Source organism: Poseidonocella sp. HB161398 (assembly GCF_005870025.1).
In the GTDB taxonomy this organism is placed as follows: Bacteria; Pseudomonadota; Alphaproteobacteria; order Rhodobacterales; family Rhodobacteraceae; genus Mangrovicoccus.
The window spans coordinates 1-14,805 of sequence record NZ_VATA01000070.1 but is presented as its reverse complement, the minus strand read 5'-3'; the positions used below and the strand labels follow the sequence as shown (position 1 = coordinate 14,805).

Below are 14,805 nucleotides of genomic sequence, written 5' to 3'. Positions count from 1 at the left end.
GGGCGATGTCCCGTGCGGCGCCGGTGCCGGTGGCAAGCCGCGGTGGCTTGCGCAGGCTGGCCCGGCGCCGGGCAGCGGAGGCGACCGCCGTGGAAATGCCGTCCGCCAGTGCGGCGGCGGGGCAGGACCGGTCCCTCCGGCGCAGGGCTGCAGGCAATCGCCGCTCCCTCTTCCGCGGGCGGGCACCGGCCTCCTGCGGAGGCCGGAAGGATGAGCCGGGGGCGCATACGGCGCGGCGGCGATGGCTGCGCGCCTGTCTTGCGGCGCCGGAAAAAGAAAGGGGCCCGCGCAACGGGCCCCGTCCTGGTTTTCATGTCTGCTGCAGGACCGTCAGTGCGTTGCCGCCTCAGCCCGGACCGTGGCGACATCCGCGGCGCTGACCGCCGGTGCGTCATTGCCCCAGGCGCCGCGCAGGAAGCTCGCCAGCTCGGCGACCTCGTCGTCCGACAGCCGGTCGGCATAGCCCTGCATCACCAGATGCATCGGCCGCTTGGCGGTGGAGGGCACGTCGGCGCCGTTCAGGATCACCGAGATCAGCGGCTTGGTCTTCGCCGCGGTCACCAGCGAATTGCCCTGGAGCTCGGGGAAGATCTCGGGCGCGCCCTTGCCGGTGACGAAATGGCAGGCCGAGCAGTTGTCGAGATAGAGCCGCGCGCCTTCGGGCATGCCGGGCTGCGCCTCGGTCAGCATCTCGGCGGTCGCCTTGCCCGCGGCATCGGCCGGAGCATCGGGCATCGGCCCGGCATTCGAGGCCAGCGTCGCGGGGATCTCGCCGGCATCGCCGTCGAGCCCCTTCAGGAAGGCGGCCATCGCGATGTTGTCGGCGTCGCTCAGGTGCTGCAGCGAATGCTCCACCACCAGCCCCATCTCGCCATTGGCGGCGGAATGGACGTTGCGGCCCGTGGCCAGATAGGCGGCCATCTCGGCCGTGCTCCAGTCCCGCAGCGAGGAGCCCTCGCCATGCAGCGCCGGGGCGCTCCAGCCGTCGATCGTGCCGCCCGCGAGGAAGTTCGCGTCACCGGCCGTCTTGCCGTCCTGCGCCATGAAGGCGTTGCGCGGGCTGTGGCAGGCGGCGCAGTGGCCGGGGCCCTCGACTAGGTACTGGCCGCGATCCTCGGTCTCCGACGCGCCAGCCGGGACGAAGCCGGGGCCCTTGTCCAGCGCCAGCCAGTTCCAGGCGCGGATGCCGAAGCGCAGGTTGAACGGGAAGTCGAGCGAGGTTTCCTCGACCGCGTTCCGCACCGGCGCCACCTCGGTCATGAGATGGTCGTAGAGGGCGCGCAGGTCCTCCTCGGTCATCATCCGGTAGTTCTCGTAGGGCATCGCCGGATAGAGATGCGTGCCGTCCGGCGCCACCCCGTCGATCATCGCCGCGCGGAAGTCTTCGAAGGACCAGCCGCCGATCCCGGTCTCGGGGTCGGGGGTGATGTTGGTGGACCAGATCGTGCCCATCGGGCTGGCGATGGCACGGCCGCCGGCCAGCTCTTCGCCGTCCGGCGCGGTGTGGCAGGCGACGCAGTCGCCGGCATCCATCACGTATTTGCCCTGGCCCGGTTCGGGTTGCCAGTCCGCCGCCAGTTCGGTGGCAGGCTGGGTGCGCTGGACCGGCACGAAGATGAAGGCCAAGAGCGCCACGACGCCCAGCACGACGAGGGCCGCGAGGATTCTGAGAAGCTTGGTCATGCTCTGTCTCCTCAGACCAGCGGACGCGGATTGGACAGGTACTGGGTGCGGATCGCGTTCACCGTCCAGTAGGCCAGGCCGCCGACCAGGCCGGTCGGGTTGTACTGGGTGTTCTGCACGAAGTTGCCCGCGCCCATGGCGAAGACGTTATGCGCCTTCCAGGTCTGGCAGTAGCGGTTGACCGCGCCCTCGGAGGCCGTCTCGGACATGATGTGGCCGCCGGTATTGTGCGTGGTCTGGTAGGGTCGCACGTCGTATTGCGCGCCGATATCCTTGAAGCTCGACTGCATCAGGTCGGGGTTCATCGACTGCGCCAGCGGTTCCATCCGCGACTTCTGGTACTGGTTCATCCGCAGGTCGTTGTCCTGCCAGTTGAACGTCATCCGCATCATCGGCCGCCCGTGGCGGTCCGTGTAGGTCGGATCGAGGTCCAGATGGTTGTTCGCATAGGACATGTGCGAGCCGTGCGAGCCGATCGACATCGCGTGACCGTACCACTTGCCGATGCCGTCCTTCCAGCCCGCGCCCCAGCTCGGCGTGCCCTTGGGCAGCGGCATGTTGCGGATCGGCTGGCCGTTGAACGTGCCCGAGCGCCAGTAGGAGCCGCCGATGAAGCCGAGCGCGCCGAAGTCGTTCTGGTTCACCGAGAAATCGTCGATGCACACGCCGTTGGCGCCATGGCCGACGAAGGGGTTGAAATGGTCGTCCTCGAAGAACATCGTGACGCCGCCATTCATCTGGTAGGCGTAGTTCTTGCCCAGCGTGCCGGTGCCGGTCAGCGGGTCATAGGCCTCGCCCAGCCCCGAGAGCAGCATCAGGTGGACGTTGTTCAGCGAGAAACTGGACAGGATGACGATGTCCGCGGGCTGGAACACCTCTTCCTGCGCGGCCTCGTCCCAGTAGGTGACGCCGGTCGCGGTCTTGCCGTCCTCGGCCAGCTCGACGCGCAGCACCTCGGACTGGGTGCGGTACTCGAAATTCGGCATCCGCTTCAGCGCGTCGAGGATCGCGGTCTGCGGCGAGGATTTCGAGTACTGGTAGCAGCCGTAGCGCTCGCAGAAGCCGCAGTAGTTGCACGGCCCCATCTGCATTCCGTAGGGGTTGACGTAGGCGGTCGAGGCGATCCCGGCCGGCGCCTGGAACGGGTGGTATCCGGCGGCGGTGCAGGCATCGTGGAACTTCTGGCTGTCCCAGGTCCGCTTCTGCTGGGGCATCGGGTAGTCTTCCGAGCGCCAGCCCTCGAACGGGTTGCCGCCCTCGCGGATCTCGCCATTGACGTTCCCGGCCTTGCCGGAGATGCCCGCGACCTTCTCGAAATGGGTGAAATACGGCTCCAGCTCGTCATAGCTGACCGGGTAGTCGCCCAGATTCATCCCCTCGGGGATGATCTCCTCGCCCCAGGTCTCGGTGACGTAGCTGCGCAGCTTCATCTCTTCGGGCTGCGGACGCCAGTTGAGGCCGTTCCAGTGGGTGCCCGCGCCGCCGACGCCGTTGCCCGGCAGGAAGGAGCCGAGGCTGCGATAGGGCAGGGCGGTCTCGCCGCCATTGCGCCGCACGGTCAGCGTCTGCTGCGACGGCTTCTGCATCATCTTCAGCCGGACGCCGTATTTCAGCTCGTCGATCTGGTTGGGATACTTGAAGTCCGGCACCGTGGCCTGGTCATGGCCGCGCTCCAGCGCGACGATGTCGAGCCCTTCGCGCGCCAGCTCGATCCCGGCGATCGAGCCGGTCCAGCCGAGGCCGACGATGACGACGTCTTTCTTCTGTTCCTGGCGTGCCATGTTCAGGCCCTTTCGCCGCTGATGGAGACCGGACCCAGCGGGTACTCGATATTGTGGCGCTCGGGCCATTCGCGATAGGCCGCGCGGGCGCCGGGGAAGCCGATATAGACCCAGGCCTGCATGCCGTGATTGCCGCCATAGAGCGGGTCGGCAAAATAGCCTTCCTTGGTATTGGCCAGCAGGATCGTGAAGAAGTCGCGCAGCTCGGGGTCGAGCCCGGGTTCGCCCTTCTGCAGCGCGGCCAGCGCCTCGTCCTGCCGGTCCGCGTCGAGCGCGGCGAACGCGGCGCCATAGGTGGTCTCGCACCAGGCGTCGAAGGCCGGGATGCCCTGGCGGTAGACTTCGGCCGGGCTCAGCGGCGTCTGCCAGCCGCGCGCGGGCGCGGCGGAGGCGTCATGCGGGCCCTCCATGTACCAGTCGTCGGCGCGGCCGTAGTCGCCCGCCAGCTGGCGGTCGATGAAGACGGGCACGCGCGCCTCGATGGCGCCGGGGCCGTCGCCGTCGGAGGGGATCAGCCGCGCGGTCGCGGCCATGACGAAGGCCCATTCGTCTGCGGTGAGGTATTCGCGCTCGTACTGGTCCAGCGGCACCGGCGGCGCGGCCTCGGCTTCGGCAGCGGAGAGGGCGAGCCCGGTGAGGGCGACCCCGGCCGCAGAGCCCTTGAGGAAGCTCCGGCGGCTCGGAAGTCCGGGAATGTCGGTCATGGAATGTCCTGCCTTTCGGGTGGAACATGTGTATGCATACAACTGCTCCGCACGCGTATGCCGTTGCATGCCGTGATGCAACCGCACATTCCGCAGGGTCCGTCTCGCAGCTCCGCGGCGGATATCCGGTGCGCGGGCCTCTCACCTGGCCAAGGGGTCTGCCCGGCGGGATTATGGCGTGATTTCAGTTTCTTGAAGTATATTTGTCCCGCCGGGGCATGTGCGAAAATGAAACTTCCGTTCATTCATGCACAGCCGATTGCTCATTTAGCCACATCAATTCCGGCCATGGCCGCGCTTGCGGCGCTGCCGCCGCGGGCGGGACGGGCCCGCCGGATCGCGCGCGCCCCGCACAGTCCGTCCCTTCGGGCGCGGCGTGGCCCGCCGGCATTGCGCCGGAACCGGCGCGCAGCGCCCTGCGGGCCTCCACTCTCTGGGCGGGGTCGCCGTCGCAGGGCCTGGCAACCGCTTGGCGGGATGTCCGCCGGCGGCGCGTCAGGCTCGGCTGCATGCCCCGTGCTGCCCGGCAGGCGCCGCCCCGACCGGCGGGCAGCCCCGGGGCCGGGCCTCGCGGCCTGTTGCTTTCGGCACGGTCCGATCCGCTGCGGCCCTTCCGCCATGGCCGGCCCCGGCTGACAACCGCAACGCCCCCCTCCCGCCGCCGGCCGTCTTCATGGGGAAGCCGCGCCTGACCCTGTCCGCAGGGCGCGCTTTCCGCCGCGGCGGCGGGGCGGCGTCCGGCAACCGCACGGAGTACCCGATGAGCTTCCGCCATCCAGCCGCCGGAGACGGCATCCTCGGCCTCACTGAGGACGGGTTCCAGGCCGAACTGCTCGATCGCCACAGCAACGACCAGCCCTGCTTCACCGCCTTCGCGATGGCGCAATGCCGGCGACACAGCCCTGGCCCGCCGCCCCGGCCGTGTCGCGGACCTCCTTCGGCGCGGCCGTCACCGCATAGGGCGACTGGCCCTCCTTATGATTGGCGAACAGGAAGACCTTTTCGGTGTCGACCGCGTGGCCGTATCCGCAGACCAGCCGTGTCCGACCCGGCCAGCAGGACGGTGCGATACCGGATAGGTCCTCGGGCATGGACCTGTCAGCAATGGCGCTGCGAGCGCTCTGGGGCCGCGATCCCGCCTGGACCTGCATAGTCGGCCGGGCAGGGGCCGGTCTTGGCTGCGCCAGGACGCCTTGCAGAGGCAGGCTCGGCCGAGGCGCGGCGATCCGGGGCGGGGCTTTGCGCGGGGAGGTCCCGCAAAAGGTTCTTGCCCTGCCAGCCGAGATGCTGGGCGGGCGGAGATCCGGCCGTGCCCGTCCGCGGGCGGCGCCTTCCGGGAGCGGGCGCGGGTGCATGTCCAGGGCCGCGTATCCAGACTCCGCGATGCCGGTGCCGGCCGGCCCGAAGCCGCCCGGTGGAGGACGCTCCCGCGGGGCAGGGCAGAGCGGCCCCGCAGTGATTGGGGCCCGCGCCTTGCTTGGCGGCGGTTCGTCCGGGGGGCGTTCCGGACGCTGCCGGAGGGTCCGGTCCCGGGCAAGGCCCGAGGGTCCGGCATCTTCAGTGGCGGCCGCCTTCCGGCTATTCCGGGCGGGATGCTGCCTGAGCCGGCAAGCCACCTATGGCGTATGCTGATGAATGCCTTCGGGCGCGCGGAGATGTCCGGAGGATGGCGCGGGGTCCGTGCGCGGCCTGCGCTATTCTCCTGCCTGCATTGGGCTAAACGGGTGGATCATTCGCCGCCAGAGTTCTCAAGATGCATCAAATATCCGCGTTTTCTGTTGGCTCGTGATAATTAATTGGTATGCTGATTGTATGTACAGGTCGTTTTCCCGCTGCTAGCCTCCATGCCACTGAGACATGCGAAGGTGGGCCAGATGGACAGCGACCTGCAGCGGCTCCGGGCAGCAGCCGGACTCCGGCTGGACGGACGATGAGTATCTCCCTCGAGGGCCTGGCCAAGAGCTATGGCGGGGTGGAGGCGGTGCGCGGGATGGACCTCTTCTGCCCGACGGGACAGATGCTGGGCCTGCTCGGGCCGTCGGGCTGCGGCAAGTCGACGACGCTGAAGATGATCGCCGGGATCGAGGCGCCGAGCGCGGGGCGCATCCTGTTCTCGGGCCGCGAAGTCCAGGCCCTGCCGCCCGGCGCGCGCAACATCGCCATGGTCTTCGAGGATTACGCGCTCTACGCGCATCTCTCGGTCTTCGAGAACATCGCCTTCCCGCTGCGGGTCCGCGGCACGCCGAAGGCCGAGGTCGCGGGCAAGGTCGGCGCGATCCTGAAGCTCCTGCGGCTCGACGGTATCGCGGGCGAGAAGGTGCGCAAGCTCTCGGGCGGGGCGCAGCAGCGGGTCTCGATCGGCCGCGCGCTGGTCCGGAACCCCGAGGTGATCGTCTTCGACGAGCCGCTGAGCCATCTCGATGCCGACCAGAAGGTCGAGCTGCGGACCGAGATCAAGCGGCTGCAGCAGCTGCAGGGCCTGACCTCGATCCTGGTGACGCATGACCAGACCGAGGCGATCGCCATGTGCGACGTGATCGCGGTGATGAATGCAGGCGAGCTGCAGCAGGTCGGCAGCCCGCAGGAGCTCTACGACCGCCCGGCGAATACCTTCGTGGCGCAGTTCATCGGCGAGCCGCCGATGAACCTGCTTGCCGCCGCTCTGGAGCAGGGGCCGGCCGGGCCGGTCCTTTCGGGGCCCGGCTGGCGCCTGCCGCTGGGGCCGCGCCATGGGGGGCTGCGGGCCGGGCCGGTGGCGGCCGGGCTGCGGCCCGAGGCGCTGCATCTCGTGGAGGGCGGCGCCGCCGAGGGCTGGGCCGTAATGCCGGGCGAGGTGCGCTTCCGCGAGCATCGCGGCGATACCGACGTGCTTCTGGTGTCGCTCGACGCGGCCGGGCCGGACGGGGCCGAGATCCATGTCTCGGCCGATGTGCCGGGGCCGAGCCCGCTGCGCGAGGGCGACCGGGTGCGGCTGGGCTTCGACGGATCGCGGCTGAGCCTCTTCGATGCGGCGACCGGGCGCAATCTGGAAACGGACGTCCCCGCGCAGGAGGCGGCGGCATGAGCCATGACGGACTGATCCTGTCGGGCCTGGCCCGGCGCTTCTCGGCGGAGGCCGGGCTCGGCCCGCTCGATCTCGACATCCGCCCCGGCGAGATCGTCGCGCTGACCGGTCCCTCGGGCACCGGCAAGAGCACGGCCTGCCGGATGGTCAGCGGGCTCGAGCGCCCCGATGCCGGGCGGATCTCGCTGGGCGGGCGGGGGCTGTCATCGCTGCCGGTGCAGGCCCGCGGCGTCGCCCACATGTTCGAATCCTACGCGCTCTATTCGCATCTGAGCGTCGCGCAGAACGTCGCCTTCCCGCTGCTGGCGCCGGGCAAGCCGAAGCTCGGGCGGGACGAGCTGGCGCGGCGGGTGCAGGCGCTGCTCGATGTCGCGCAGATCGGCCATCTGGGGGACCGCAAGCCCGGCGCGCTCTCGGGCGGGCAGAAGCAGCGCGTCGCGCTCTGCCGCTGCCTGGTGCAGGACGCCGCGGTCTATCTGCTCGACGAGCCGATCTCGCATCTGGATGCCAAGCTGAGGAACGAGCTGCGCGGCTGGATCCGCCGCCGTCAGACCGGGCTCGCCGTGCCGACGCTCTGGTCGACGCCGGACGCGATGGAGGCGCTGTCGGTCGCCGATCGCGTGGCGGTGATGATCGGCGGGAAGATCGTGCAATTCGGCACGCCCGAGGAGATCTATTTCAGCCCGGCCACGACCGAGGTCGCGCGGCTGGTCGGCGACCCGGCGATGAACCTGATCGAGGGGCGGCTGGAAGCGCGCGAGGGCGGCATGGCCGGGTTCCGCGGCAAGGGCATCGACCTGGCGCTGCCGGACAGGCTGGCCGCGCGCCTGCCGGGCGGCGCCCGCGACGTGGTGCTGGGGCTGCGGCCCTCGGCGATGCGGGTCGGCGGCGCGGATGCGTCGCTGCGCGTCTATGCCTGGGAGCCCTTCGGCAAGCACGCGATCATCACCGCGATGCTCGAGGACACGATGCTGCGGCTGAAGACGCCGCGGCTCGACCGGTTCGAGGCCAATCAGGAAATCGGCGTCGGCATCGACCCGGCCGGGCTGGTGCTCTTTGACGGAACGACCCGGAGGGCGCTGTGAGGCGCCCCCGGCAGACAACAAAAAAACAAATGACTCCAACAGGAACAGGGAAACGCAAATCATGGCTGCGATGCTGCTTCGACGGAAGACCCTATCTGCTGCGGGGCTGAGCGCCCTTGCCCTTGCCGCTGCCACGCAGGCCTCGGCCTGGAGCTACGAGGAGGCTGCCGCGCCCTATGCGGGCACGCAGATCAGCATTCTCGACGAGGTGACGCCCCTGCAGGAGCAGTTCGCCGAGATCGTGCCGGAATTCGAGAAGCTCACCGGCATCAAGGTCAACTACCAGCTGCTGAACCATTTCGAGGTGATCAACCGCGGCCAGGCGGACATGCTGTCGGGGCGCGGCGAATACGACGCGGTCATGGCGCACAGCCTGCAGGTCGGGCTTTTGATGGATGCGGGCGTGCTGATGCCGATCGACGGCTTCCTTGCCGATGCCGCGCTGACCGATCCGGATTTCGCGCAGGACGACCTGATCGACCCGGCCTTCTCCAGCCTCGCCTTCCTGGATGGCAAGCAGTACTCGTTCCTCAACTGGAACTACAACATGGTCTACTGGGCGCGGAACGACCTGCTGAGCGATCCGGGCGAGATGGAGGCCTTCGAGGCGGAATACGGCTATCCGCTGGCCCCGGCCGAGACCTTCGACCAGCTGCATGACATCGCCGAGTTCTTCACCCGCAAGTCGGGCGAGACCCTGGCGGGCGAGACGCTGGACAGCGATTTCTACGGCATCGTCATGGAAGGCATGAATGGCGGCGGCACCTATGTCCCGGTCTGGCAGGTCTTCATCAAGAACGCAGGCGGCGACATCTTCGATGCCGACGGCCACCCGACCTTCGACAGCCCGGCGGTCATCAAGGGGCTCGAGACCTGGGGCGACCTGTGGCAGTTCTCGCCTCCGGGCCAGGCGGAATACTCGCTGATCGACGTGCCGACCGTGATGGGCAACGGCATCGCCGCGCAGTCCATCGCCTATTCCGACTTCGTGCTGGGCATCGACCGCGAAGGCGCCTCGGCACTTCACGGGGAATTCGTCTACGGCCCGACCCCGGTCTATGCCGACGGGGACGAGTACCATGCGGCGGGCGAGCCCTCGGGCTATTTCATCTCGACGCATTCGAAGAACCCCGAGGCGACCTACCTCTTCCTGCAATGGGCGGCGGAGAAGAAGACCCAGGCGGAGCTGCTGTCCTCCGGCGTCGGCGTGCCGGTGCGCGACAGCTCCTGGGCGGAGCTGATGACCGAGGGCAACCAGCTCAACGGGCTCTATGACGCGATGAAGGCCAGCCTGGCGGGCGTCGAGGCGACCCCGAAGGCGCCGCGCTGGTTCCAGATCTCGGACGTGATGAACCGGATCTTCCAGCAGGTGGGCCTCGGCCAGGCCACGGCCGAAGAGGCCGCCGCCGCGCTGCAATCCGAAGTCACCGCGATCTGCGATCCCTGCATCCTGAAGTGATCCGACGACCCCGGACGGCGCGCCCCCGCGCCGTCCCTTTCCATCCCATGCCGGGCAGGGAGCCATGACCGAGATTTCCGCCGCACCCGCCGCTGCCGACCGACCGGCCGCCGGGGAGAGCTATCACCGCGAGAGCCGCTGGTACCCCTATGCGCTGATCGCGCCGACCATGCTGACGCTGACGGTCGTGGCGCTGGTGCCCTTCCTCTACATGGGCTGGATCAGCCTGCACGAGGCGCGCTACGGCCAGATCGGCGCCTTCGCGGGCTTCGCCAATTTCGAGAAGCTGCTGACCGATCCGCGCTTCTGGAACTCGATGAAGGTCGCGGGGCTCTTCGTCGCCATCGCCGTGCCCATCGAGTTCATGCTGGGGCTGATCGGCGCGCTGGTGCTGTCGCAGAGGATCAAGTTCCGCTCGGTGCTGATCCCGTTCCTCTTCATCCCCTCAATGATGGCGCCGATCATCGTCGGGCTGGTGTGGAAGACCATGCTGGCCGGCAGCTGGGGCTTCTTCAGCTACAACATCCTCGAGCGCTTCGGGATCCTGTCGGGCAGCTCGGTCTTCGCCTCGCCGGATCTGGCGCTCTACGGGCTGATCTTCGTCGATATCTGGGAATGGACGCCCTTCATGGTGCTGACCTTCTTCGCCGGCATGCAGGCGCTGCCCGCCAACCCGTTCTGGGCGGCGCAGGTCGACGGCGCCAATCCGGTGCAGATCTTCTTCCGCCTGACCCTGCCGATGCTGGCGCCGCTGCTGGTCGTGATCGGGCTGATCCGCACCATCGACGCCTTCAAGGTCTATGACACGATCTACATCCTCACGAATGGCGGCCCCGGCATCACCACGGAAAGCCCCTCGGTGCTGGGCTACAAGTACACCTTCGATTTCTGGGAGATCGGCACCGCCTCGGCGCTGGCCGTGGTGATCTGGCTGGTCTTCTTCGTCTTCTGCAACGTCTTCTACCAGATCGCCAAGCGGCGGCTGAACGTGTTCTGAGAGGCGCCCCATGCACAAGTCCCGCGCCAACAGCCTGATCTTCACCACGCTCTCCGTCGCCTATGCGGCGCTGATCCTCTTCCCGGTCTTCTGGATGTGGAGCTATGCCTTCAAATCCGAGGCCGAGATGTTCGCCCGCCCGACGGTCTGGCTGTTCCGGCCGACCTTCGAGCATTTCGGCTACATGATCGAGAACGGCTACCACCATTATCTGGTCAATTCGCTGATCGTCTCCGGCGCCTCCACGGCGCTGGTCGTGATCATCGGCACGCCCGCCGCCTATGCTTTCGCCCGCTACCGGGACATGAAGTTCCGTGACGACCTGTTCCTCTTCGTGCTGGCCACAAGGATGGCGCCGCCGGTCTGCCTCGTCATCCCCTACTACCTGATCTACGCGAAATTCGACCTGCTCGACACCTATCTGGGCCTCGTCATCGCCTATCTGACGTTCAATCTCAGCTTCTATGTCTGGGTCCTGTCGAGCTTCTGCCGCGACCTGCCGCTGGAGCTGGAGGAGGCCGCGCGGGTCGAGGGCTATTCCCGCGCCCAGGCCTTCGTGAAGGTGCTGTTGCCGCTTCTGCGCCCGGGGATCACCGCGACCGCGGTCCTGTGCTTCATCTTCGCCTGGAACGAATTCATGTACGCGTTCCTCCTTGGCGGTCAGAACGTCAAGACGCTGCCCGTTGGCATTCCCTCGCTCATCACCACGCAGGGCGTCCGCTGGGGCGAGATGGCGATCATCGGCATGGTCGGCACGCTGCCGGTGATGGTGGTGGTCTTCTTCCTGCAGAAACACATCGTCCGCGGCCTGACCATGGGCGCGGTGAAAGGCTGAACCATGGCGCAACACTTCCTGCCCGCCACGCCCGAGACCGTCGCCTGGGGCAGCTTCGACGCCGCCCGCGAGGCGGTGCTGGCCATCGACAGCGGCGACATCGTCACCTTCGAGACGCTCTCGGGCGAACCCGAGGACATGCCGCCCGAGGGCGAAGGCTGGGAGATCCTGCCCGGCCATCTCGACGTCCATGCGCAGTGCCCGCGCGGCCGCGGCCCGCATTTCCTGACCGGCCCGGTCTGGGTCAACGGCGCCGAACGCGGCGACGTGCTGGAGGTCCGCATCCTCGCCTGCGAGCTGCGCGCCAGCTGGGGCTGGAACGTGGTCGAGCCGCTCCTCGGCACGCTGCCCGAGGATTTCCCCGAGCGGCGTCTGCTGCACATGCCGATCGACCTCGACGCGAAGACGGTGAAGACGACCTGGGGCAAGACGCTGCCTCTGGACCCGTTCTTCGGCATCCTCGGCGTGGCGCCGCCGGCCTCCTATGGCAGGATCAGCACCGCCGAGCCGCGCGAGCATGGCGGCAACATGGACAACAAGGAGCTGAAGGCCGGCGTCACGCTCTACCTGCCGGTCTGGAACGAGGGCGCGCTCTTCTCGGTGGGCGACGGGCATGGCGTGCAGGGCGATGGCGAGGTCTGTCTGACCGCGCTCGAAACCTGCATGACCGGCACTTTCGAATTCCATCTGCGCAAGGACATGCGCCTCGGCCTGCCGCGCGCCGAACACGCCGACTGGCTTATGACCATGGCCTTCGACCCCGATCTCGACGACGCGGCGAAGACCGCGCTGCGGCTGATGATCGACTGGCTCGAAGCCGACCACGCGATGCAGCGGGGCGATGCCTACACGCTCTGCTCGCTCGCCGCCGACATGCGCGTCACGCAGCTGGTCGACGGCAACAAGGGCATCCACTGCGTCCTGCCGAAATCGGCACTCGGACGCGACTGAGACGAGGGAAGACACATGAACCCGCAGAGCTATGACGAGATCGACGGGCTGAAGCACTACAAGCTCTTCATCGACGGGCAGTGGCGCGCCTCCTCGCGCAACACGCTTCTCGACTGCATCAACCCCGCCAATGGCGAGGTCTTCGCCCGCTGCTACCAGGCAGGCGCCACCGAGATCGACGAGGCGATCGCGTCGTCGGACCGCGCGGCCAGGGCCTGGGGCGCGACGATGGTCGCCGAGCGCGAGATCATGCTCGGCCGCATGAACGAGGTGATCTCCGACCGCACGAAGGAGATCCAGGAGCTCCTGATCGAGGAATGCGGCTCGGTCTACGGCAAGGCGCTGTGGGAGATCGAATACGTCCAGGACTGCATCCGCGCCGCGGCCGGCGACGTGCGCCACGTGATGGGCGAGACCATGCCGATGAGCATGCCGGGCCAGATCGGCATGTCGGTGCGCCGTCCCTTGGGCGTGATCGCCGGGATCGCGCCCTTCAACTCGCCCTTCCTGCTGTCGATGAAGAAGATCGTCTACGCGATCGCCGCCGGCAACAGCTTCATCCTGAAACCGTCGGAGGAAACCCCGGTCTCGGGCGCGGTCATGGCCGATCTCTGCGCCGAGGCCGGACTGCCCGCGGGCGTGCTGAACGTCATTCCGGGCGTGCCTGCCGAGGTCGGCGACCGGCTGATGGCCGATCCGCGGGTCAAGATGGTGACCTTCACCGGCTCGACGAAGACCGGCCGCCATCTGGCGGTCGAGGCGGCGAAGAACCTGAAGAAGTTCACGCTGGAGATGGGCGGGAAAAGCCCGCTCGTCGTGCTGAAGGACGCCGATATCGACTATGCCGTCGACGCCGCCGCCTGGGGCGTCTTCCTGCATCAGGGCCAGGTCTGCATGGCGAATTCCAAGGTGATCGTCGAGAAGGATATCTTCGAGGCCTTCAAGGAGAAGTTCGTCGCCAAGACAAAGGGGATCAAGGTCGGCGACCCGCGCGACCCCGAGACAGTCATCGGCCCGCTGATCCGCGCCCGCCAGTGCCAGTTCATCGACGGCCATATCGAGGACGCGACGGAGAAGGGCGCCACCATCCTGACCGGCGCCACCCATGACGGCCGCACCTATGTGCCGACCGTGCTCGAGGGCGTCACCCCCGAGATGCGCATCTACCACGAGGAGACCTTCGGCCCCGTCGTGTCGCTGATCGCGGCGGAGGACAGCGAGGAGGCGCTGCGGATCGCCAATGACACCAGCTACGGGCTTTCGGCGGCGGTCATCACCAACGACATGCAGAAGGCGATGGATTTCTCGATGCGGATGGAGGCGGGCATGGTCCATGTCAATGACTGCACCATCTCCGACGAGCCGCATGTCCCCTTCGGCGGCATCAAGAATTCGGGCTTCGGCCGCGAGGGCGGGCGCTATTCGATGGAGGAGCTGACCGAGGTGAAATGGGTCACGATCCAGATGGGCAAGCGCGCCTTCTCCTTCTGACGACCCCTCTGACCAGGAGATCCCCCATGAACAGCTACAGCCCTCTCGACCTCGCCCCCGACCGCGAGACCCCGGCAGAGACGATCCGCGAGAGCTATGACTTCATCGTCGTCGGCGGCGGCACCTCGGGCAGCGTCGTCGCCCGGCGGCTCGCCGAGGACCCGTCGGTCCATGTGCTGCTCCTGGAGGCGGGCGGCTCCGACCGGGTGCCGCAGGTGATCGACAGCACCCAGTGGATGTGGAACATCGGCACCTCGCGCGACTGGGGCTACAAGGCCGCCCCCGCGCCGGGCGTCAATGGCCGCACGCCGGTGCTGCCGATGGGCAAGGTGCTGGGCGGGGGCTCGTCGATCAACGGCTCGGTCTGGGCGCGCGGGCATATGAACGACTTCGAGAACTGGGCCGCCGCCTCGGGCGAGGAGGCCTGGAACTACGAGAATACGCTGGCCATCTACCGCATGATCGAGGACTGGCAGGGCGCGCCCGACCCGCATCGCCGCGGCAAGGGCGGGCTCCTGAACATCCTGCAGCCCGACGATCCGATCCCGCTGGTCTCGGGCCTGATCAAGGGCGCCGAGGCGATCGGCATCCCCTTCGTCGAGGATATCAACGCCGCGCCGATGGAGGGCGATGGCGGCTGCGGCCTGCCCAATGTGCTGGTGCAGGACGGCAACCAGCGGGTGTCGATGTCGGCGACCTACCTGCATCCCTTCATGGGCCGGGCGAACCTGCACATCCTGCTCTGCGCCGAGACC

Annotated in this window: 12 protein-coding genes; 8 read left to right on the top strand and 4 right to left on the bottom strand. The window is 68.0% G+C overall.

The window, feature by feature from the left end:
- Positions 1-330 precede the first annotated feature (330 nt).
- From FGX59_RS30760 to FGX59_RS30745, 4 genes are all read right to left on the bottom strand, one after another.
- On the bottom strand, positions 331-1,683 hold the full coding sequence (locus tag FGX59_RS30760) for a cytochrome c (protein ID WP_138471577.1): 1,353 nt from the start codon (positions 1,681-1,683) through the stop codon (positions 331-333).
- 11 nt (positions 1,684-1,694) lie between these two features.
- The gene (locus FGX59_RS30755; protein ID WP_138471575.1) at positions 1,695-3,464 is read right to left on the bottom strand and encodes a GMC family oxidoreductase; all 1,770 of its coding nucleotides are present in this window, start codon (positions 3,462-3,464) and stop codon (positions 1,695-1,697) included.
- A 2-nt stretch (positions 3,465-3,466) separates the two neighbouring features.
- Entirely contained in the window at positions 3,467-4,168 is a 702-nt protein-coding gene (locus FGX59_RS30750; protein WP_138471573.1) for a gluconate 2-dehydrogenase subunit 3 family protein, read from the bottom strand.
- 863 nt (positions 4,169-5,031) lie between these two features.
- Positions 5,032-5,259 (bottom strand): hypothetical protein, encoded by a 228-nt coding sequence (locus FGX59_RS30745; RefSeq protein ID WP_138471571.1) that lies wholly within the window; start codon positions 5,257-5,259, stop codon positions 5,032-5,034.
- 839 nt (positions 5,260-6,098) lie between these two features.
- Here FGX59_RS30745 and FGX59_RS30740 point away from each other — a divergent pair.
- The 8 genes from FGX59_RS30740 to FGX59_RS30705 form a co-directional block, all read left to right on the top strand.
- The gene (locus tag FGX59_RS30740) at positions 6,099-7,232 is read left to right on the top strand and encodes an ABC transporter ATP-binding protein (RefSeq protein ID WP_138471569.1); all 1,134 of its coding nucleotides are present in this window, start codon (positions 6,099-6,101) and stop codon (positions 7,230-7,232) included.
- Positions 7,229-8,317: an ABC transporter ATP-binding protein gene (locus tag FGX59_RS30735; RefSeq protein ID WP_138471567.1), complete on the top strand. Its 1,089-nt coding sequence runs from the start codon at positions 7,229-7,231 to the stop codon at positions 8,315-8,317. The genes FGX59_RS30740 and FGX59_RS30735 overlap by 4 nt, the downstream gene beginning before the upstream one ends.
- A 61-nt stretch (positions 8,318-8,378) precedes the next feature.
- On the top strand, positions 8,379-9,776 hold the full coding sequence (locus FGX59_RS30730; protein ID WP_206078482.1) for an ABC transporter substrate-binding protein: 1,398 nt from the start codon (positions 8,379-8,381) through the stop codon (positions 9,774-9,776).
- Positions 9,777-9,840: 64 nt separating this feature from the next.
- Positions 9,841-10,773, top strand: coding sequence for a carbohydrate ABC transporter permease (locus FGX59_RS30725; protein WP_206078481.1), 933 nt, complete (start codon positions 9,841-9,843; stop codon positions 10,771-10,773).
- A 10-nt stretch (positions 10,774-10,783) separates the two neighbouring features.
- Entirely contained in the window at positions 10,784-11,608 is an 825-nt protein-coding gene (locus FGX59_RS30720; protein WP_138471565.1) for a carbohydrate ABC transporter permease, read from the top strand.
- A 3-nt stretch (positions 11,609-11,611) separates the two neighbouring features.
- Positions 11,612-12,559: an acetamidase/formamidase family protein gene (locus FGX59_RS30715; protein WP_138471563.1), complete on the top strand. Its 948-nt coding sequence runs from the start codon at positions 11,612-11,614 to the stop codon at positions 12,557-12,559.
- Between the two features lie 15 nt (positions 12,560-12,574).
- Positions 12,575-14,050: an aldehyde dehydrogenase family protein gene (locus FGX59_RS30710; RefSeq protein ID WP_171060909.1), complete on the top strand. Its 1,476-nt coding sequence runs from the start codon at positions 12,575-12,577 to the stop codon at positions 14,048-14,050.
- Positions 14,051-14,076: 26 nt separating this feature from the next.
- Positions 14,077-14,805: GMC family oxidoreductase (locus tag FGX59_RS30705; protein ID WP_206078480.1), on the top strand; the 729-nt coding region annotated here is incomplete at its 3' end.